General features: G+C 29.7%; 18 protein-coding genes. All 18 read right to left on the bottom strand.

The features are described 5' to 3' along the window. Positions 1-106 precede the first annotated feature (106 nt). The 18 genes from ACHRWY_RS20545 to ACHRWY_RS20630 all read right to left on the bottom strand — a co-directional run bounded on the left by ACHRWY_RS20545 (position 107) and on the right by ACHRWY_RS20630 (position 21,204). Positions 107-1,237, bottom strand: a complete 1,131-nt coding sequence (locus tag ACHRWY_RS20545) for a hypothetical protein (RefSeq protein ID WP_395357176.1) — start codon at positions 1,235-1,237, stop codon at positions 107-109. A 3-nt stretch (positions 1,238-1,240) separates the two neighbouring features. Beyond that, positions 1,241-2,689, bottom strand: coding sequence for an MBOAT family O-acyltransferase (locus tag ACHRWY_RS20550; protein ID WP_395357177.1), 1,449 nt, complete (start codon positions 2,687-2,689; stop codon positions 1,241-1,243). 45 nt (positions 2,690-2,734) lie between these two features. After that, positions 2,735-3,817 carry an EpsG family protein gene (locus ACHRWY_RS20555; RefSeq protein WP_395357179.1) on the bottom strand — a complete coding sequence of 361 codons (1,083 nt, stop codon included), beginning with the start codon at positions 3,815-3,817 and terminating at the stop codon, positions 2,735-2,737. Positions 3,818-3,929: 112 nt separating this feature from the next. Then, positions 3,930-5,441 carry a lipopolysaccharide biosynthesis protein gene (locus tag ACHRWY_RS20560; protein WP_395357181.1) on the bottom strand — a complete coding sequence of 504 codons (1,512 nt, stop codon included), beginning with the start codon at positions 5,439-5,441 and terminating at the stop codon, positions 3,930-3,932. Next, positions 5,425-6,408 carry a hypothetical protein gene (locus ACHRWY_RS20565; RefSeq protein ID WP_395357183.1) on the bottom strand — a complete coding sequence of 328 codons (984 nt, stop codon included), beginning with the start codon at positions 6,406-6,408 and terminating at the stop codon, positions 5,425-5,427. Before ACHRWY_RS20565 ends, ACHRWY_RS20560 begins: the two co-directional genes overlap by 17 nt. Further along, positions 6,393-7,910 (bottom strand): hypothetical protein, encoded by a 1,518-nt coding sequence (locus ACHRWY_RS20570; RefSeq protein WP_395357185.1) that lies wholly within the window; start codon positions 7,908-7,910, stop codon positions 6,393-6,395. The genes ACHRWY_RS20565 and ACHRWY_RS20570 overlap by 16 nt, the downstream gene beginning before the upstream one ends. A gap of 4 nt (positions 7,911-7,914) precedes the next feature. Continuing rightward, positions 7,915-8,652, bottom strand: coding sequence for an oxidoreductase (locus ACHRWY_RS20575; protein WP_395357186.1), 738 nt, complete (start codon positions 8,650-8,652; stop codon positions 7,915-7,917). A 22-nt stretch (positions 8,653-8,674) separates the two neighbouring features. Then, positions 8,675-9,457: a nitrilase-related carbon-nitrogen hydrolase gene (locus tag ACHRWY_RS20580; protein ID WP_395357188.1), complete on the bottom strand. Its 783-nt coding sequence runs from the start codon at positions 9,455-9,457 to the stop codon at positions 8,675-8,677. After that, positions 9,457-10,755, bottom strand: coding sequence for a glutamate-1-semialdehyde 2,1-aminomutase (locus ACHRWY_RS20585; RefSeq protein WP_395357189.1), 1,299 nt, complete (start codon positions 10,753-10,755; stop codon positions 9,457-9,459). Before ACHRWY_RS20585 ends, ACHRWY_RS20580 begins: the two co-directional genes overlap by 1 nt. Before the next feature lies 1 nt (position 10,756). Beyond that, a complete protein-coding gene (locus ACHRWY_RS20590; RefSeq protein WP_395357190.1) occupies positions 10,757-11,476 on the bottom strand; it encodes a cytidylyltransferase domain-containing protein in 720 nt (239 codons plus the stop codon). A gap of 11 nt (positions 11,477-11,487) precedes the next feature. Then, complete coding sequence (locus ACHRWY_RS20595; protein WP_395357191.1) at positions 11,488-12,534, bottom strand: nucleotidyltransferase family protein; 1,047 nt, start codon at positions 12,532-12,534, stop codon at positions 11,488-11,490. Then, positions 12,531-13,634 (bottom strand): UDP-N-acetylglucosamine 2-epimerase, encoded by a 1,104-nt coding sequence (gene neuC / locus ACHRWY_RS20600; RefSeq protein ID WP_395357192.1) that lies wholly within the window; start codon positions 13,632-13,634, stop codon positions 12,531-12,533. The genes ACHRWY_RS20595 and neuC overlap by 4 nt, the downstream gene beginning before the upstream one ends. Beyond that, positions 13,631-14,653 (bottom strand): N-acetylneuraminate synthase, encoded by a 1,023-nt coding sequence (gene neuB / locus ACHRWY_RS20605; RefSeq protein ID WP_395357194.1) that lies wholly within the window; start codon positions 14,651-14,653, stop codon positions 13,631-13,633. Before neuB ends, neuC begins: the two co-directional genes overlap by 4 nt. Before the next feature lie 2 nt (positions 14,654-14,655). After that, a complete protein-coding gene (locus ACHRWY_RS20610) occupies positions 14,656-15,291 on the bottom strand; it encodes an acetyltransferase (RefSeq protein ID WP_395357196.1) in 636 nt (211 codons plus the stop codon). Further along, entirely contained in the window at positions 15,269-16,411 is a 1,143-nt protein-coding gene (locus tag ACHRWY_RS20615) for a LegC family aminotransferase (RefSeq protein ID WP_395357198.1), read from the bottom strand. The genes ACHRWY_RS20610 and ACHRWY_RS20615 overlap by 23 nt, the downstream gene beginning before the upstream one ends. Before the next feature lie 2 nt (positions 16,412-16,413). Beyond that, positions 16,414-17,601 (bottom strand): UDP-N-acetylglucosamine 4,6-dehydratase, encoded by a 1,188-nt coding sequence (locus tag ACHRWY_RS20620; protein ID WP_395357200.1) that lies wholly within the window; start codon positions 17,599-17,601, stop codon positions 16,414-16,416. 36 nt (positions 17,602-17,637) lie between these two features. Beyond that, a complete protein-coding gene (locus tag ACHRWY_RS20625) occupies positions 17,638-18,705 on the bottom strand; it encodes a Wzz/FepE/Etk N-terminal domain-containing protein (RefSeq protein ID WP_395357202.1) in 1,068 nt (355 codons plus the stop codon). A gap of 9 nt (positions 18,706-18,714) precedes the next feature. After that, positions 18,715-21,204 carry an SLBB domain-containing protein gene (locus tag ACHRWY_RS20630; RefSeq protein ID WP_395357204.1) on the bottom strand — a complete coding sequence of 830 codons (2,490 nt, stop codon included), beginning with the start codon at positions 21,202-21,204 and terminating at the stop codon, positions 18,715-18,717. Positions 21,205-21,212: the final 8 nt, after the last annotated feature.

Genomic DNA, 21,212 nt, shown 5'->3' on the forward strand with positions numbered 1-21,212 from the left:
TATGAAATTAACAACTAATACGTAAAGAATATCAAACTTCATATTAAATATTAATGTATAAAAATGCATCGTTTTACTTATAAGAGACAACATTAATAATTAATAATTAATAATTATAAATTATATAATTATTCTTTTTTATTAATAAATCATCTTTTAATCTTTTAACACTTGAAAAACGATTTAAGACAGATCCTGATTCTAATATAGATATTAAAAGTTTTTGATAAGTTATTTCGCCTCCATGAAAACCATCAATTGTCTCACTGTCATTTGAATTACATGCCGAAACTTTTGAAAAGTCATATACCTCAAAATTATAATTATCAAAAACTGGTTTAACTTTATTATAAATTTCTTTTAGATAATCATACTTGCCACTTTCATTCATTTTATTATATATTTTATCAGCAAATGGAGGAAGAAAAGCTACAACAAATATTTTTTGCTCTTTACAATATTTTAATAATTGATTTAATTCAACGAGAGCCTTTTCATTTACAAATTTGCAATATTGAAAACGTCTGTCGCCATGTTTGATTCTATCAAATGTATCTGAATAATTAAAATCATTTGCAGTACTATCTTTAGCAATTAATTTAACAATTTGTTCTCCATAAAAAAAACTTCCATCATTTCTAAATCCAGTATTATTAATTTGTGCATTTAGACCAATTTTATTATATGAATTTGAATCTTGGTTTAAAGAGTTAAATGTGTATTTACCAGCAAGTAAATTGCTATAAACGATCTTATAAGTAGGATATAATTTAGGAAGGTACGTAAAACCATTTTGCCAATGTTCAATTGGTAATACTGAATTCAAATCATCGTAAGATTCATTAAACATCCATTGATCTAAAGCAATAATAACATATTTAGCTCTTTTAGAGGATGGTATACTTTCAATAAAAGGTTTAAAATCTTTAATACTTGAAATAGTAAATCCTACGTTATAAAAAGAAGTCTCAAACATATTTTCTCTAAATTGCAAAACTCTTGATGAACCAAGAGCCCAAATATTTTTATTTTCGTTTTTATTGAGATAAGTCCATTTTGCAAAACCATAATTGTTTTCGTTGTAGGCATACCCAATTAGATATTTATCCTTACTAATTAAAACATCATCAATATTGTGAAAATTCTCTTTTGACTGCCACAAAATATAAGTAGGGACTGATAGAAAAATAAATATTGGACTTACAAAAACAATTAATTGAACTAAAAATTTTTTCATAAATTAAAATTGAAAATAAATAAATTGTTGTTCTGCTCCTGAGAATTTATAAATGGCAAAAATAATAATATAATACATTGTCCACCTTAATGGTTTATACCATTTTGCACCTAAATTTGCAAGGGCATATTCCTGTTCTCTTCCCAACCACTCTACTATTATAAATACAACTGTCAAGGCAGCAATGATAACAGCTTTAGACATACCTGGAAATTTTGGAATAGTAAATAGAGAGCTAGAAAATATCTGAGAAATATAACTAAAAGCATGGCCAAGATTATTTGCACGAAAGAAAATCCATGCGAAAACAGTTAAACTAAAAGTCAAATAAATAGCTAAAAACTCCTTAACAGTTGGTAAGTATTTACCTTGAGCTACAATTTGAAGATTATTCCTATTTGTATTAAAAATAACTGAAGGCATTATAAACAAAGCATTTAAAAACCCCCAAACAATAAAAGTCCAGTTTGCACCGTGCCAAAAACCACTTACAAGAAAAATAATAAATACATTTCGAATCCTCATCCACATACCTCCTTTGCTTCCTCCTAATGGAATATAAAGATAATCTTTAAACCAAGAAGATAATGATATATGCCAACGTCTCCAGAATTCAGCAATATCACGAGAGAAATATGGAAATGCAAAATTTCTCAAAAGCTCTATTCCAAATAATCTTGCCGTCCCTAAAGCAATATCAGAGTATCCTGAAAAGTCACAATAAATTTGAAAGGTAAAAAATAGTGCCCCTATGACAAGTGTGCTTCCTGAATATTCAGTAGAATTATTAAAAATTGTATTAGCAAACTCTGCACAACCGTCCGCTATAACAATTTTTTTAAATAACCCCCATAGGATTTGTCTTAAACCATCAACTGCTTTTACATAATCAAATCTTCTTTTTTTAGAAATTTGTGGCAATAAGTGAGTTGCTCTTTCTATCGGACCAGCAACTAATAAAGGGAAGAAACTAACAAAAAGCGAATAATCAATAAAATTTCTTTCTGGCTTAATCCTATTTTTATAGATATCAATCACATAGGATAAACCATGAAAAGTGTAAAAGGAAATACCAACTGGTAGCATTATTTGCAATGTCATCAAATTAGTTTTAAACCCTAACAAAGATAAGCCATCAGCAAACGAATTAGCAAAGAAATTATAATATTTAAATACTCCCAAAAAACCCAAATTAATACCTACACTAAGCCATAACCAAAATGTTTTCTTTAAATTACTTGTTGCTTTATATATTTTAATCCCAGTATAATAATCTAGTAATGTTGAAAAAATCAGTAAAAACATAAAACGCCAATCCCAACACGCATAAAAAAAATAACTTGAAACAAGCAATAAAATATTTTGAAATTTTAAATTTCCTCTAGTGGCAAACCAATAAAGTACAAAAACTATTGGCAGAAATATTGCAAAATTTAAAGAGTTAAAAAGCATTTTTTGTTGATTTGGTTATTATATTATTATTAATATCGATTTGGACTAAAAAATTATTTTATAAGGAATATAGTCTTCCGCATATGGGCCATTCAATATTTGCCACATTCTAAGAAACAGATAAACAAAAAAGAGAATAAACATTATTATTTTTAGCACATTATTTTCTAAAATTCTAAAAAAATAAGGAACTAAGATAATTTGAAAAAAATCAAACGCATAAGAGAATCTAACAAACACTAACGAAATAGAAATTGTACTAAAATAAATAACGGCACCAAACCAATACAAATTTAAATAACCCTGAAATTGAGGGTATTTATCTCTAATTTTATCATATAAATAAAATGAAATAAACAATATCAAGAATTTATTTGCAAATCCTTTTACAATAATGGAAACCAGGTTTAAATCTTCATTAGTTTCATTATTATAATCACTATTTAGATACAAATCTATCTTGGCTTGTATAATACCTCCTAATCCACCACTTAAAATTTCAATCGTTTTTGTTATAATTACAGAAAAACCAATAGAACCCAAGAGTATAATTGTCATTTTTTTCTTTGATATCCTTAGATTATAGACCCACCACGCACCTAGAAATAGCAAACTAGATCTATGAAATGATGCAGCTAAAATCACGAACAGTACAAATGGAAAAAATTTACGCTTTTGGATATAGATAACCGCATATGTCAAAATTGCAACAGCAATCCACTGTCTTACAAACAAAATATTTGCAAATTGAATAGACCACAAAAACAATAAGGAAACTATTGGATATGGACTTAATTTTTTTATTGCAATACTTTGAAAAGCAAACAATAGAAAACCTGCAATAAATAAGAATACACTATAATTATCTGAAAAAAAAGAAACTGTTTTTATCAACAAACTAAATCCCCATTCAAAAGGATCATTTTCGGCAACAACATTTCGAACATTAAAAAAATATTCGTAATAGTTTTTCCAATCAGTCCCTGTCTCCCATCTTATAAATGATAAAACAAAAAAACAAAAACAAAATGAAAAATAAAAGTAACTAGTAATTCTTCGATCTAAATTTTGCCCTTCAATAAAAGAAAAAAAACAAAGGATAAAAAATATCCCTATATAAAAACTCATAGCATTATTAATTTATTAAAAAATATTGTACATCTTTTTAGCAATAATTATCTAATAAACTAAAATAACACTTAATATAATTTTGCACTAAAAACAACGCAATAAAAAACATTTATTTAATCATTTTAGCCATGAAAAAAGGCCTTATTCTATTGAAAACATACGTTAATTCACTACTTATTTTAAATCTATAAACAATATAAAAATAGATGATAGTTGATACAACTATTTTAATAAAGCTTGCAATTATTAAGGAAGATATACAATTATCCACAATAATGCATAGGGCTATTAAAATGACTGCTAAAAATATTATTATTATTATTTTTTTATTGTAAGGATGTATTCCAAGTTTAATCTTAGCTACAGAAAGTTGAAATATTACAGAAATTAAAGTACATAAACTTATTGATGAAGCTGCACCAATAATTCCAAAATTTGAAGTTAAATAATAGCCTAAAATCACACTAATTATTGAAATCGTCACAGAACTATATAATGTATAAAAATACCATTTTGAAATCGTTATTAATTGCCCTATGGACCCAATCGAAATATCAATTAATCTACCTATACTTAAAACAAGAAAGATATATTTACCAGCTTTATACAAATTCCCTTTTGGTACAAAATAATATATCGTATCTAAGTTACTCCAAATTAAGATAAAAACATATAACGCTAAAACAAAACCATAAATTGAATTATTGACAATTAAAGATTTAAGTTCATCAATATTTCCATCAGTATACGATTTAGCAATTCTTGGAAAAGATATATTTAGAACTGCAGCATATGGTACTAATAAGAGTGTTACAAAAAATGTTGCGGTCGAATAATAAGCTAAATTTGAAATATTTGTGAACTTCGCGACAAAAAAAACATCAATTTTTGCCAATAAAAAGAAGGTAAGATTACTTAGGCAAATAAATAGAAAAAACTTAACAAAGTCTTTTAATAAATTATTTTTTATTAGAAAATCTAAACTTGGTCTAAGATCAATTTTATAATTTTTAAGCTTTAATAAATAAATAAAAACGATTAACGTCGATAAAACATATCCAATAGAAATAACGATCATAATTGTATCGAAATCTCTCGTAATTATGTATAAAAGAATGGAAGAAATATTAAAAACCTTTAAAACAATATTTTTAACAAAATTCACAAAAGCAATATTTCCTAACATTGCTGAATATGCCTCAAAAATTAAAAAGTATGCATTGCATATAATAAGAGGAATTAAAAACAGAACATACTTAACGACCAATCTGTAATCATCTTTTGAAGAAATCATATTAGTTACTTCTGAACGAAAGAAATATAGAAATACACCAAAAACAGAAAGAATAATTATTGGAAAAATAAAAACGAAAAAATCAAATCCCTTTGTAATTGATAATTCATAATTAATTCTATGATAGTATTTGTTTATCAGTGTAGGAATTCCAAAATGAAAATATACTGCTGCTATTGCTGAATATTCTAAAATAAGCCGATACAATCCATTATAGTCTGTTGGAAGAAACTTTGGTGTTAAATACAATGTAAAAAATGCCCCTAATAAAATTCCAATATAATTTATTCCTGAAGTTTTTAAACTTTCTTTAATTATTGTACTCAACTTTGTCTTGTTTTCTTTGTAATAAATAATCTAAATTTACAACATCAGTCTTAAATTCACTGATATTCTCGATCAAAAATAATGGGGTGTTTTTTTCAGAAATTAAAATTCTATCAAAAAAAGATTCAGAATTTTGAATATAATCATTATCTATTCTATCCGGATTAATTAATGCTATATTATTATTTAAACAAAAATTTACTGCTTCGGTATCTAAGTCCGTAACATGTGCAAAAGATGTCAGTTTTTTAATAATTGATTCTTTAGAAAAACAAAAAGTATATTCAAAAGCTAAGCTCTGACTAAATTCTAAAACTACCCTATTATTATTTGATGGATGCCTTACATTATGAAAAGCTTGTTTAGAAGTTAAATCTTTTAGTTTTACTATAGGACTATATCTTAATCTGTTTGCGTAATTATCGAAATCATAGCAATATATTTCCCTCTTTATATAAAATGGTGTATCATTACTTGCAATAGCGTTCATAAATTCATTTATCTTATTTCCCGTGAAATCAAAAATTTCATCTGTGTCACAAGTAATAATTATATCTTCGCTCGAATATTTAGATTTCAGATAATCTAAACATGCTCCACGCTGATTAATTTCTGAATAAAAAGAAGCCAACTCTGCATAAGGAACTAATTCATAATTTCGTTTTCGTTTTGCATTTAGCCAACGTTTTGTCTTTCTTTTTAGTAAATCTATAAATTTTGGTTCAAACTGAAAATTAAAATTTTCATCTAAATTAATATAATGAATTTTGTCCTTAAATTTTTCAAATCTAGACTGACTTAAAATTTCTTCTAAAAACATTGGTTTTATTTTTCCTTGAAACGTATATCTTGATTCTGTAATAATCCATTCATTTACAAAAGAATTTTCTACATTAAATTTCAACCACAAAAGCTCTTGCTCATGCGAATCACTAAACATAAAAGTTGAAACTATTTTTTTATCCATGGTTTTAATTCTCTTAAGATTGCTTGTCTATAAGTTGGGTTTTTAAGTTTTTTCACAGTATTTATATTTAAGGAACCTAGAAATCTCTTCCATAATGACACAGAAACAACCTTTTTCACTAATCCTGTCAAAATTTCCTTTTTTGTTGGATCCAAATCAATTGGTAAATATGTTTTTTCTCTTGCTTGAAATTTTTTACCAAATGTCATCCACCAATAACCATAAATATGAACATTTTCTAAGGGTTTAGCTTTTAAGCCTTTAGTATTGATCATCTCCATTAAATCTTTTTTAGATTTTGGCAGATATGCTACATCTAAATTATCAAAAAAAGACATTCCAAGAAGAATAGATGGTTTTTCAAAATAACAAGCTTCGATACCGATCGTTGATCCAAAAGTTATAATTTTGTCAGAAACATCAATTAGAGAATAACTAGACACAGTTGATGTTGAATTAACGATAATCAAATTTTTTAGTTCCTTTAATTTTTCAAGATTTCTTATCTGTGTATTATCTAGAAACTTTAAATTTGGATGAATCCTTAAAATAAACTGTTTTCTTTCATCATTTTCAAATTTTTTGCATACATCCCAAATCGCCTGCGTTTCATCTTCATATATATATATGTAATTCTCCCAGCCGGGTACAGATGCAAACTCATCTATCGAAGAATTAAAAAATGTTATTATCTCTTTATTTTTATCGAAGTAAGGAAGCTGATTATCTTTTTGATAACCTATAAAACTTCCTTCCATTAATGAAATTCCTTTTCTCTGAGCTTCGAAAAATTCTTTGGAGATCTTTATTTTATATTCTAGATCATTATTATCATCCCAAGCATCTTTCATTTCTTGTTCTCTATAAGAGACATTATGAGGTATAGCTCTTTCTAAAACATGAAATTTATCATAACGGGATGTAAATTCAAATACTTTAAAATTAATTTTATTTTTTTTACAATAATTGACAACCGGAGAATAAGAAGACATTCTTCCATTAAATACATAAACCAAATCAGGTTTAATGTCATTAACTAATTTATCTAATGTATCAACTACGGTTATAGCTGTTTTAATCTCTCTAATTACCTCTTTACTATATTTATCAAGATTTAAACAATGATCTCTGTAGATACTGATTATAGAAGATGCTACCCCCATACCAATATTTACATTTTTGTAATTAATTTTTTTTAGCTCTTCAATCGAGTGAAAATTTAGATTTAAACCTGTTCTATTTTTGTCCTCAACATAATTAAGTGAAATAAACGAGCTATACTCTTTACGTAAAACTTTTAAAGTTTTCTCATATACTTTAGAATAATGAAAATAGGTAAAATCAGGTGTCAAATAATTAGTTTGAGTAGAAACAATTTCTTTATTGGAAGGTAATAAAAAAACTTCATCGCCATTATTTAAATGTTCTAATAAAATTTCTAACTGAATTTGTCCAATCAGATTTAATCGGGGATGCGCAGTGTGTAAAAAAAGAATTTTCATAATATTAAATTATACTCCATCCCCCATCTACTACTAAATTATGTCCCGTTACGTAGGAAGCTTCATCACATAAAAGATAAAAAATAGCTGAAACAATATCTTTTGGGTTTCCCATCCGTTTCATAGGTACTTTTTTATTATAATTATTTACAAATGATTCTGGTTGATTATCAAAAATTCCTCCTGGAGAAACAGTATTTACACGTATTTGATGTGCTCCATAATAAGAGGCTAAATATCTGGTAAAGTTATTAAGTCCTCCTTTTATTGCAGAATAAGCTGCTGGTGTTGTCATTTCTGTTCCTTCATAAATAGTAAAATCAGGTCCTACCAGTCCATAAATAGATGACATGTTAACAAGAGACCCATGTCCCTGAACTTTCATTTGCTCTAAAACAACCTGACAGCACAAGAAATAGCCATTCAAATGCATATCCACATTCTTGCGCCATGATTCAAAAGGAATATCCTCGAATTTATTTCCCCAATCTTTGGTTCTTGGATAGGCATTGTTTACCCAACCATCAATTTTATTATATTTTTCAACTATAGCAACTATTCCTTTTTTCACTGAATCTTCATCAGTGATATCAACTATAAAATCGTCAACACCCTTTTCTTTAAAAAAAATATCAGCTGCTATTACAACTGCTCCTTGCTCGCGAAATGTAGAAACCATCTGCTTTCCTAATAACCCATTTCCTCCAGTCACAACTATTACTTTACCCTTTATTGAAAACATCTTAATGATCCTTATTTATTGTTTAACTGTAAAATATGTTATAAATTCCATTTCGTCTATCTTTTTTAATTGGAAAGCTTCTTCGATATTGTATCGCTTCATCCAAATTCAAATCAAATATTTTAACTTTATCCAAAATTTCAGAAGGTTCTAATTTTTCTCCAATAGGTGAAAAAACACATGAACTCTCTTCATATTCCAAACCATTTTGATCAACACCGGTACGATTCACACCGATCATAAAACTTTGATTTTCTATAGCTCTCGCATTTAGTAAAGTTCTCCAATGTGTGACCCTAGTTTTTGGCCAATTTGCTATATTAATCAAAATTAGATTCTCTTTAGACAATTCTTGATATAATTCAGGAAATCTTAAATCAAAGCAAATACTCAACCCCCAACCTCCCTTCCAAGAAAGACTCTTAACCTGATCTCCACTAGATATTAATTTATCTTCCCCACTGTAGGAGAAAAGATGAATTTTTTCGTAGTGTCCAGCGATTTCACCTTTATTATCTATGGCAACACAACTATTGTATTTATTATCATCTTTAGAGATCATCAATCCAAATACAATATTTATCTGATGTTCTTTAGCTAATTTTTGAATAGCTCGAATTGAATTCGAATTCTTGAAGTCTTCTGCCAAAGACAAATTAGACATCGAAAAACCAGTCAATGTCATTTCAGGAAAAATAACATATTCTGCCTTTTGTCTTAGTGATTGAACAATACGTTTAACTTCTTCCAAATTAGCTTGTTTATCCTCCCAAATCGAATTTAAAGAAACAACTGCTAATTTCATCAATTATATTTTCTGAATACTGGTTTAATAACAGGAGATTTTAGATAACCTTCCAAGCCTTTCTCTAATGCTTTTTGATATATCGTTAGAGCATGTTTCGCTGCTGATAATGTCATATCTAATTCTGTCTCCTGATGAGAATAAGAAACAGCTATATAGGGCATCATTACATGTTTTTCTAACATTTCCTGAGCAAACAAAGTACGCATTGCTAAGGACACATTACTATCCTTATCTTTGGCAACATAATTTGGCGAACAAGGATATCCTTCAACATAAAATTGATCAAGTATTCCTAGATCTTTCGAAATCTTATTTATTCCGTCAATCAATTTAGTACCATAATTCCAGAAATGTTCTACTACTCGATCTCTTTTTAAAATTTCCATAGTTTTGATAAAAGCGCCTAGCGCACTCATTTCAGCTCCGTGAGTAGTTGAAGTTAGAAATATTCTCTCCGCTCCTTCTTCCAAAATCCCGCCTATCTGCATAATTTCTCTTTTCCCTGCTAATGCCGCTACTGCAAAGCCGTTAGCCATGGCTTTTCCAAATGTACATAAGTCAGGCTCAATCCCATAATATGTTTGTGCTCCTTGCAAGTGCCATCTGAAACCAGTAATCATTTCATCAATGATAAATACCGCACCATTATCTTTACACAAATACTGTACTTCACGTAAATAATTAGCATTTGGTTGAACTGTGGTAGCAGCTTCCAACATAACAGCAGCTATTTGATCTGGGTATTTCTCGAAAAGAACTTTTAAAGATTCAATATCATTATAATTAAATTTTAAAGTAAACTGACTCGCTTCTTGAATTGTTCCACGCACTAGAGTAGTTGAGCCAATAAACCAATCATCATATGAAAAAAAAGGCTGCTCAACCGGAATTGCTACCAGTTTTTTCCCTGTATAACCCCTTGCTAGTTTTATTGCTGCAGTCGTAACTGCTGAACCATGTTTCGCAAATTTAACCATATCTACGGAGGGAATTAGTTCACATAATAATTCTGCAGCTTTCAACTCCGTCAAAGATGCCCTTGTAAGATTATTTCCTTTTAAGATCTCTTCATAACATGCATCTGCTATTTCCTTATTTGCGTAACCTATATTAACAGAACGTAAACCCATTCCGTAATCCAAATATTTATTCCCTTCAGGGGAAAATACATAAGCCCCCTCCCCTCTTTCCAAAATTGATGGAGCATTTGAGGGAAATTGATCATCACCTCTTGAATAAGTATGAGCCCCGCCTGGTATAACTTTATGTAACTTTTGTGAATATCCGTCTTTCATTTTATTTAATATTTTTTTCTTCAAACAACTTTTTCTCAACAATAAATTCAGCAAATTGCCAATCTAAAGGTTCATCAATTTCTAAACCAGAAATATCATCTAATAAATAACTCAATGTTGTTTCTGTATAAAACGATTTACTTTCTAAAAAAGCATCCCATTTGCTTATGTAGAAGCCTCCAGAAGGTGTTATTTCTTTATGAAATAACTGTCTCCCTAATTTTTTTTTAAGCGTTTTAAGATTATTCGCTAATTCACTCAAATATTTATTCTCCTTTTGGATAAATATTCTATTAGGTCTACTCTCTTTTGTAGCAACTATTGCAGAAGCCATTTTGTCTTCACTAAGTAAATTTACAGCTTTATCAAGATCATAACTTTTAACAAAAGGCGAGGTAGGTTCTAATAAAGCGATATAATCATATTTTTTATTCATTTTTAAAGCATATTCCATCGCGTGCAATACAACATCAATAGAAGAGGCTTCATCTGTTGCCAAATAATCGGGCCTCATAAAAGGTATTTCTGCCCCATAATCTTTGGCTATTGTAGCATATTTTTCTGAATCTGTACTAACCCAAACATCACCCAATAATTGAGTATCTTTTGCCGACTGAATTCGATAACTAATCAAAGGATGTCCTCCTAAAAATTTAATATTTTTATCTGGGACCGATTTAGAGCCACTTCTCGCAGTCACTAACCATAATATCTTTTTCATCATTCCAATTATTAAAACTTTATATTGTGTATATCAATATGTGCTTTCTCAAAATCTTCATGTTTACCTACGTCCAACCAATATCCCGAAAATGGAAAAGAAATTACTTTTAACTTATTCTTTATTAAATCTTCCATTAAATCGGTCGCATTAAAAAATGTATCTTTTGGAATGAAATTCAACATTCCCTTTTTCATCAAATAAATCCCTCCATTTGAATAGTAGGTATAAGTTGGTTTTTCTTTAAAACTTTTTACTTCTCCATTATTAGTTTCGAGTACAGCATATGGAATACTTACTTGATAGGGAATTGTCAAAACAGCCAAATCAGCGTCTTGTTTTATAAATTCAAGAAAAAATTGTTCATAATCAATATTAGTCAACAAATCAGAATTAGTAACAAGAATATAATCATGCTCGAAGTTTTGAATTTGTGAAACCGCACCTATTGTACCTAAGGGTTCTTTTTCCCAAACGTACTCGATTTTAACATTTTTTTCTTCTCCACTGCCAAAATGATTTTCAATTTGTTTCCCCAAATATTTTACAGAAATCCAAAAATCATCTATGCCAAATAAGGCTAATCGATCGAGATTATGTTCCATAATGGCCTTATCTCCAACTTTTAAAAGAGGTTTAGGGATTGTATTAGTTAAAGGTTGTAATCTTTGTCCTCTTCCGCCAGCCATTATAACAGCATCTATTGGTAAATAGGATTTAATTTTTCTAAAATTAATAACATTTACCACTTTGTGATTTTCATCTACTATTGGTACAATTCTGAAATCGCCTTCACGATATTCAATAATTTTTCTTAAATTATTTTCTCCTTTAGTAATATATCTAGGATTATCCTGTATAATTTCATTAATAATACTGTCAATTGTAAATCCTTTTAACAATCCACGTCGTACATCACCGTCTGTAAGTGCCCCTATCAATTTATCATCTGTATCTACCACAAAAAGAATCGCATCTTGTGATAGTTCATTCAATACAAGCAGAGCTTCTTTTACTTTACTTCCCGAAAGAATTAAATGATCTTTGTAAATTCTCATAAAAACTCTTTTAAGATTTTAATTATATTATTAACTGCGTCAGACTTAAAATACACGTTTTCACCGTCATATTTATTTAATTTTATTGCTTCATTAGTAGCTAAAATAATAGCAGATTCTTCAAATTCACAATTTAAAACATTGCCACTTTGAACCCTGCCTTTCTGTCTATCACCTACATTAATTACGTATTTACCAAAGGAAGCCGCCTCCAAAATCCCACTTGAAGTATTGCCTATTAGGATCTTAGCATAATACATAGCAGAAAAATAATTTATCTTACCGAAATTTTCGATTAATAAAATTCTATTAGGCAAGTCATTTTTTAGTTCTTGAATTGCTTCTCTATATATCGAACCTTGCGTATCTGCATTAGGCATTGTGATTACTAGAAATAATTTTTCTGAAATCACTGTCATAGCATTTTTCATTTCTTGGGCATATCTCACATTATCCTGCAATGATATTGTCTCAGGATGAAAAGTAACTAGCGCAAATTCTTCATTTGGTATTGCAAATTTGTAAAAAAAAGTTGTTTTTTCTAAAGGTATAAACTTCTTTATGTCATTTAAACTCAATGCTCCTACAGTAATGATACCTTCTGAAGAGCCAATCAAACTTTTAATTTTTTCACTAAAAACATCAGTAGCAGTAAAATGTAATAAAGAAGCTAAAGAAATTTGATGTCGATAAATATTATCAATTGCCCCCAATGTAGTTTCACCTCCGTGTATATGAGCAAATTTTACTCCAAATGGAATTCCTGCTTGTACAGCACTGCTCATTTCAAAGCGATCTCCTAAACAAAGAATTAAATCATATTTATGATTTTCCCAAAAATCTGCGAACTTTAAAACAGTCAAACCATAAGATGAAGCAATAGATTGTTCATCATCGTTTGAAATTAAAGAAGCTATCTTATGAATACAATTATAACCATCCTTTTGAATATCACTTAAAGTATAGCCATGACCTTTGGATAAATGTGTACCAAAAGCAATAATTTCCATTTCAAAAAAAGAATCATTTTTCATTTTTTGAAGCAGAGGAAGGTATATTCCATAATCAGCTCTTGAACTGGTTAATACTCCTATTCTCATTGAATTTCTGAAACTAAAAGTTTATCAAATTCTTTTTTATCAACAACCAGTTTTTTTCCTACAACATTTTCCCATTCCATAGGCGAAATTCCATCTCCTGGTCTCAATGAAATAATATCATCATCCGTAATAATATGTCCTTTCGATAAATCTCTATTAATAAAAATACTTTTTCTAGCTATAGCGATATTTTTCGTTTCACTTTCACTTGGCACTTTTTCTCCATCGCCACTTAAAGCTAATTCAATATTACGAATTGCTTTAACCATTTCTTTTAATTCTTGTGGCTCAAGTGAGGCAAGATGGTCAGGCCCTGGCAAACTTCTGTCCAAAGTAAAATGCTTTTCAATTATTTTAGCACCCATTGCAACTGCAGCAATAGGAACCTCAATACCAAGTGTATGATCAGAATATCCTATTTGAACACCAAAATTTCTTTTTATGGTCAACATAGCATTAAGATTAACATCTTTCATAGGAGTTGGGTATTCTGTATTACAATGCAGAATTGTGATTACTTCTTTCTTCAATCCAAATTTAATTAATACCTCTAAAGCATCTTTTATTTCTATTTCAGAACACATTCCTGTTGACATAATTACAGGTTTTCCGCATGAAGCAACCGTTCTCAAATAAGGATAGTTAGTTATTTCTCCACTTGGAATTTTAAAAAATGACAACCCTAAATCATTTAAATAATTTACACCTTCAACATCGAAAGCTGTAGAGAAAAATTTAATATTTCTTTCAGAACAATAAGTCATTAACTCTAAATGATTTTCATGACTCAACTCTAAATTTTTTAACATAGCATACTGAGAATCATCTCCATCATGAATATTAATATTTTGATAGTCTGCCTTTTTTGCAGACTTACTTACTAAACTATCTGCTTTAAATGTTTGAAATTTTACATAGTCAACCCCAGCATCTACTGCAACATCAATTAACTTTTTTGCTACCTCTAAATCTCCATTGTGATTTACGCCAGCCTCTGCAATAATAATTACTTTATTCATACTTAAATTATTCGACCAGGATTTCCAACTACCTTTTTACCGTCAGGCACATCGTTGATTATAACAGAGCCTGCGCCTATTGTGACATCTTTTCCTATTACTATACCTTGTTTAATTACGGAATTGGCCCCTACAAAAGTTCTTTCACCAATTGTAACATTTCCAGCTAAAACAGCTCCGGGTGCAATATGTACCGCATCATGCAAAACACATTCATGCTCAATTATACAACCAGTATTTAAAATTACATTTTTTCCTATTACAGTAAATGCATTGACCATTACACTTTTATTAACAAAGGTTCCACAGCCTATTGAAGTACTTTTTGACAAATGAGAAGTTTTATGAATAATAGTTTCAATTGACTTTCTTTTGTTTTCAATTAAACTGGCAACAATTTGTCTGATATTATTATCTCCTATACCTATTGCAAAGGAAACATTACTTCTCCAGCCAATAAAATTTTCTTCGTTTTCATATCCTAAATATGATAGATTATAAGGATTCCTTTTTGATTCTTCCTTTTCTGAATATCCAATGACTTCAAGTCCATTTTCTAAAATGGTTTCGGCCAATACATAAGCATGTCCTGAATACCCGATAAGAATTATCTTTTTATCTGACACTACTTGGTACATTTACAATTCTTTCTTCTAAAAATTCAGCGTTAACTTGTTCATCTCTATAGCAATTAGTATACATAGGTAAGCGATACATCAATTGCCAAATTGGTCTCGTCATTACATTATTTTTGTTTGTTGTTTGCAAAAACAAATCGCGTTCAATTTTATTTTCTAATTCAACACACATTAACCAATAATTGGCTTTGGTTTCTGGAGTTTCTGTTCTAAATTTTATTCCACTGGTAGCAAAAAAAGATTCATATTCCCTTGCTAACTTTCTTTTATTTTCTAAGAAACTACTTAACTGTTCTAATTGAGCACATGCTAATGCAGCATTTAAATTGGGCATTCTGAAATTATACCCCATTTCATCATGAACGTATTCATAAGGATGTGGAATTTTGGCTGTTGTAGTTAAGTATTTGCCTTTTTCACCCAATTTATGATCATTACTCACAATGGCGCCACCGCCTCCGCAAGTAACTATTTTATTTCCATTGAATGAAAAAGCACCCAATTTTCCAAAACTCCCAGTAGGCTTTCCTTTGTATTCACTACCTAATGATTCTGCAGCATCTTCAATCAATGGAATTTTCCAAGCATTACAAATTGCTAATAGTTCATCCAGATGTACTGGAAACCCAAAGGTATGCATTGGTAAGCAAGCACTTATTTTATTCCCAGTTTTTTTATTATAACATGCATCTTGACGTAACTCACCAAATTCTTCTAAAAACGAAGAAACTGCTTTGGGCGATAAACCCATAGTATCTAAGTCTACATCTAAAAAAACCGGAGTTGCGTTTTGATAAGCTATAGCATTGGCAGTTGCAACAAACGTTAATGCTTGTGTTAATACTTCATCTCCAGACTTTACACCCAACAAACGCAAAGCTACCTGAATTGCCGCTGTACCATTAACTACCGCAACCGCTTTTTGAGTTTGCGTAATTGTTTGCATCATTATCTCAAATTGATCTACATATGCACCAACTGAAGATACAAAGGTAGAATCAATAGTTTCTAACAGGTATTTTTTTTCGTTACCTCCAAAATGTGGAACGTGCAATGGTATAAAACTTTCTGTTTTATATTGTTCTTTTATAAAAGATATAACTGAATCAATTGAAGTCATAATTACATTTTAGAATCTAAATATTTACCGGTTTCCTTATGTCCAAAATTTGGAATCATTTTATGAAACAAATCAACTATTTCATCCTTACTCCAGCTTTTATTTGATTTCATAATTTTAATCTTACTGCTAAAATCTTCTAATTTTAATACATCATAATTAGCTTCATTTTTTATCACTCCTAAATTCTCAAATCGATCCATATCTAATACTTCATTATCTGTAAAAAATTCTTCAAAATCTTTTTCTCCCGTAGTATCACTCTCTGTAAAAAAACATGGCCACATTTTTTGTTTAATTAAATCGTCTACATTATTTCTGGCTTCTTCTTCAGATTTGCATAAATAAGGCTGATAACCTATTTCCGCTAAGTATTTGACTGCGATGTCAGCAAAAGAAATCAAATGTAAGTTTTCATTTAATTTAGGAAAAAAGATATCTCTGTTTTCTCCAAAAATGCAAGACATTAAACAGAGTTCGCCTGATTCTTTTGGAGTAACGAAATATCGTTTAATATCATTTGGTGCAACAATTGGCTGTTTTTTAATAATACGCTGATTAAATCCATGCAACAAAGAACCATCTGAAAATGCAACATTTGCAAAACGTGCTGTAGAAATTTTAATCTCATTGCTTTTCCGCATCAAATACATTTCCATTATTCTTTTTGAAGCGCCCATCATATTAACCGGATTAGCAGCTTTATCTGTTGAGACACAAAAATATTTTTTGGTTCCATTATCGATTGATTGCTGCAATGTTTTATCAGTATTAAAAACATTTACATCTATCATTCGCATTAATGTAAAGGGATCTTTTTCACTACGTACATGCTTTAAAGCGGAAAGATTTAACACATAGTCATATTTACCGTCCGATTTAATAAATGCATCATATTCTATTGACCCTATATCTAATGCAAATGTTTGAAAATCTCCATCAATATAACCATAAGAACTTCTTAAATCACGAACTAATTCTACCATATTGTTTTCACTAATATCTACAACATGTAATTTCGCTGGATTGCGTTTGAATATTTCTTTAGTTACAGCTTGGCCAATCGAACCTGCTCCTCCTATTACTAAAAAAGAAGAATTATTAACAATTTTGCATAATTGATCTTTAAAGGCAAGAATATCTTTTTCAAATATTTCTTCGTTTCTTCCTATTAATTTTAGAATGTTCATTTATATCAATTTAATTATATTTCTATTCTGAAATCATTATGCAAGTAATTTTAACACCCTTCTAAAAATCAAAACAAAAATGACTAAAAAACCAGCCAAAATTCCTCCCAGTAGTATCCCTTTAGCTTTACCAAACCTTTCTTTTGCTAATGGCAAAATAGGTTTATCAATTATTTGAATTAACGGAGTTTCTTTTCGCAAAGTAACTTTTGCTAATTCAGCCTGTTTTACTAATTCTGTTAAAATAGCAGTATTAGCCTGAACATCTACCTGTCTGCGTGCAGAAGGCGCACGACGAACATTTAGTGCAGGGTTTAAATTAAAAGTATTATCATTAGCGACTGCAACTCCTGTAATAGCACTATTTAATTCCCTACGTATAGAATCTGTTTGACGTTCTAAAATAAGCATATTATCGCGAGATTTCTTGCTTTTAGTATTAATATAAAAAATAGAGACTTCTTTAGCTAACGCTTCACAAAAATATTTTGAAAATAATTCATTCGTTGACCTAACGTCAATATTAATAATTGAAACTTTTTTATCTTTCTGTCCAACAGCTAAACCACCCATTGACAAACTTTCATATAACTTACCCAAAATACTATCTTGTGCTCGTGTAAAATTTTCACGATTTGCATTTGGCAAAAACTGTATCTTAGAAAATCTAGGATCTTTATTCCACCCTTCTCTCAATTTATTGTTGCTAATATACATTTCGGCCAAAGAGACAACTTTTCCATTATACATCACCGGAGACAACAAAGTTTTTTCTACCATTACTCGTGACTTAAATAGCTCAGTCAAATTAGAACCAGTAAAAATTCCACCACCACTTCCTCCCAAATCTAGTCCAAATGAACTAGCCAATCCTAGAGCTCCACCTAACCCCCCTCCACCTTTCTCATCCTCTAAAGCAAAAGATAGTGTGGCGGTATAAATAGGTTTTTTAAGTATAGAATAAGTTAATCCACATATTGCACCTATAACTGTTGCTAATATAATAATCATCCATTGCGAGAATAAGTATTTATACCATTCTCTAACTTTCATAATTAATTCTTTTAACGATATTTCATCGTTTTCTCTAGATTTATTATCCATTAAAATAATTTATTTAAAAGCAGTAACAATTAACAACGCTAAACTTGCAAATGCAGTTCCAAGACCTGCCCACTCTCCTGCACTCATTTTCTTAGTTTCAGGTTTTTCCGGCACAACAATTTGAGAATCGGGCGTGACTTTTGGATAAGACCTAAAAAATAAAAATGATCCGGTTACAGAGGCTTTTCCATTTGGATAAATGATATAGGCTTTTCTCTTCCATCCCTTACTATCAACACCACCTACAGAATTAATATAATATTTAAATCCTTTTCCACTTCTAAAAGGAATTTCAGAAGTCAATAATACATTTCCGGTTACTTTAACTCCCTCGTTATAAACTGCAACTTCTATTTCATCACCAGGAAACAAAGTAACATTTGAATAATGACTTTTGTCTTTTACAATTTTTTCCCAATTTACTGGAATTGTAGCATATTTTAATTCATCCCTAAGTTTTTTAGATAATTTAGAGTTAAGAGTATCTTTTTGCTTTACTCCTAATCCTTCTTTTTCTTCTTGAGCTGTTAATTTTTTATCTAGATTAAGATTTACACTTTCTAACTGTTCGAGTTGCTCTTCTTTAATTGGTCTTTTAATTTTCATACCATTTAAATTAGCAATGGATGTTAATCCACCCGCCCTCATTACAACGTTGTATACTGTTTCCTTTTTATTTGCTAAAACATATTTTCCAGGGTAACTTACAGCACCACTTACTTTTACCATTTCTGGCTTTTCATAGACCGCCATTTTTCGAATATTAATAACATCAAATGGCTTCAATACAAAATTTTTAATCTGCTCGTTGTTACCCGCAGTAATTTCAAGTTCTACCAATTCAATACGCTTTGGATCGGCATCATCTATTACATCAGACTTTATCATTCTTGCAATTTCAACTCTTTTAGATGCTGAACCCGTTAATCCACCAACCTGAACTACTAAATCATTTAAAGTTAAATTTTCAAAATATTCGTATTCGCCAGGATTCTTTACTTCCCCATCAATTGTCACTTTATACTCTTCTCTAAAATCAAGAATAGAATAAACAGTAACAATATCTTCTCTTTTTAACTCTATATCAGAATTCAAATCTCCAGATAATGCTGCACTTAAATCAACATTGACAATTTCTGTTGTTAAATCCGTTTTCAGACGAATAATTCTTGCTCTTTTTGTATACGCATCTTCTTTAAGACCTTCAGCTCTTGTAATAAGATCCGAAATTCTCATTCCTTCATTATAAGAATAATAGTCAGGTCTAAAAACTGCTCCTTCAATTTTAATACGGTTTTCGAATCGATTTAAAATTTTGGTAATTCTGAACACATCTCCAGATTGAGGTAAATAAGAGTTATATTCACTTTCATTTATGTCATGAACTTTAAACTCTTTTCCTGTTTTTTGCATGACATTTACAGATGCTGTATAGGCAAATTCATTAAAGCCTGAAGAAAAAGATAATAAATCAGTAAATGTTTCTCCTTTTTTCATTTCGAAGATGCCAGGACGTTTTACTTCTCCTTCAACTGTAACTCTTTGACTATATGCCGGAATTCGAATTACATCATTATCCTTCAAACTAACATTATCGGATTGATCTCCTTTAACTAAAAACTTATAAATATCAATATTTTTATAAACTTTATTATTTCTGATTAATTCTATATTTCTATAACTACCATTTTTACCTGGTCCGCCTGCTAAATGCAATGCATTATAAACAGACGCTAAAGATGAAACAGAGTAATTACCCGGTTGCTTTCCTCCAACGATTGTAACTTTAATAGTTCTTATATCACTTAAACTGACACTAACCTGAGATTGGCCGGATCTAACTGTACTATAAACTCTTGCAATTGCTGATTTTATTTTTTGTGAAGCTGCTTCAATAGACATTCCTGCTACTGCGATTTGCCCAACGTTTTGAATTGTAATTTTACCTTCGAAATTTACTGGAACGGTATCATCAAATTGCTGAACACCATACACGCTTACTTCTAATTTGTCACCTGGTCCTAGAACATAGTTTACGGGTGTTGCCAATTTTAAATCTGGCTCAAAATTCAAAGTAGGATTGTCAAATAATTCAGAACCAAAAATTAAAGCATTTATAGAATCCTTTACTTTATCATTTTTAATTTTTTCTTGTTTTCTTCCAAACTCAGAATCCTTATCTAATGTTTTTCCTATATTATCTGCATTTTTGTCTTTTGAACTACCTCTCGAATTTTTCTTCTCAAATTCAGTAAGTTTAATCTTTAACTTATTAAACTCCGTTTGGGTCATCCCTTTTGACAACGCCATTGATTCTACCTGTTCAATTGTCGTATTATTACTTTTTAATTGAGCGCTAATTTTACTCAAATCATCATCCGACAAATAATCAACTTGGACTGTACTTAAATCTTTCGATTTAATTATGTCTTGAGCATGCAAATTGAATGATAATAGTAAAATAAAAAATAGGGTAAGAGCGTATGTTATCTTTTTCATTTGTAATT

Source organism: Flavobacterium sp. FlaQc-48, from assembly GCF_044007335.1.
Taxonomy (GTDB): domain Bacteria; phylum Bacteroidota; class Bacteroidia; order Flavobacteriales; family Flavobacteriaceae; genus Flavobacterium.

What these genes read in the sequence shown, in the direction of transcription:
- ACHRWY_RS20545 (WP_395357176.1), bottom strand. Translation starts at nt 1,237, where the DNA reads ATGAAAAAATTTTTAGTTCAATTAATTGTTTTTGTAAGTCCAATATTT.
- ACHRWY_RS20550 (WP_395357177.1), bottom strand. Translation starts at nt 2,689, where the DNA reads ATGCTTTTTAACTCTTTAAATTTTGCAATATTTCTGCCAATAGTTTTT.
- ACHRWY_RS20555 (WP_395357179.1), bottom strand. Translation starts at nt 3,817, where the DNA reads ATGAGTTTTTATATAGGGATATTTTTTATCCTTTGTTTTTTTTCTTTT.
- ACHRWY_RS20565 (WP_395357183.1), bottom strand. Translation starts at nt 6,408, where the DNA reads ATGGATAAAAAAATAGTTTCAACTTTTATGTTTAGTGATTCGCATGAG.
- ACHRWY_RS20570 (WP_395357185.1), bottom strand. Translation starts at nt 7,910, where the DNA reads ATGAAAATTCTTTTTTTACACACTGCGCATCCCCGATTAAATCTGATT.
- ACHRWY_RS20575 (WP_395357186.1), bottom strand. Translation starts at nt 8,652, where the DNA reads ATGTTTTCAATAAAGGGTAAAGTAATAGTTGTGACTGGAGGAAATGGG.
- ACHRWY_RS20580 (WP_395357188.1), bottom strand. Translation starts at nt 9,457, where the DNA reads ATGAAATTAGCAGTTGTTTCTTTAAATTCGATTTGGGAGGATAAACAA.
- ACHRWY_RS20585 (WP_395357189.1), bottom strand. Translation starts at nt 10,755, where the DNA reads ATGAAAGACGGATATTCACAAAAGTTACATAAAGTTATACCAGGCGGG.
- ACHRWY_RS20590 (WP_395357190.1), bottom strand. Translation starts at nt 11,476, where the DNA reads ATGAAAAAGATATTATGGTTAGTGACTGCGAGAAGTGGCTCTAAATCG.
- ACHRWY_RS20595 (WP_395357191.1), bottom strand. Translation starts at nt 12,534, where the DNA reads ATGAGAATTTACAAAGATCATTTAATTCTTTCGGGAAGTAAAGTAAAA.
- neuC (WP_395357192.1), bottom strand. Translation starts at nt 13,634, where the DNA reads ATGAGAATAGGAGTATTAACCAGTTCAAGAGCTGATTATGGAATATAC.
- neuB (WP_395357194.1), bottom strand. Translation starts at nt 14,653, where the DNA reads ATGAATAAAGTAATTATTATTGCAGAGGCTGGCGTAAATCACAATGGA.
- ACHRWY_RS20610 (WP_395357196.1), bottom strand. Translation starts at nt 15,291, where the DNA reads ATGTACCAAGTAGTGTCAGATAAAAAGATAATTCTTATCGGGTATTCA.
- ACHRWY_RS20615 (WP_395357198.1), bottom strand. Translation starts at nt 16,411, where the DNA reads ATGACTTCAATTGATTCAGTTATATCTTTTATAAAAGAACAATATAAA.
- ACHRWY_RS20620 (WP_395357200.1), bottom strand. Translation starts at nt 17,601, where the DNA reads ATGAACATTCTAAAATTAATAGGAAGAAACGAAGAAATATTTGAAAAA.
- ACHRWY_RS20625 (WP_395357202.1), bottom strand. Translation starts at nt 18,705, where the DNA reads ATGGATAATAAATCTAGAGAAAACGATGAAATATCGTTAAAAGAATTA.
- ACHRWY_RS20630 (WP_395357204.1), bottom strand. Translation starts at nt 21,204, where the DNA reads ATGAAAAAGATAACATACGCTCTTACCCTATTTTTTATTTTACTATTA.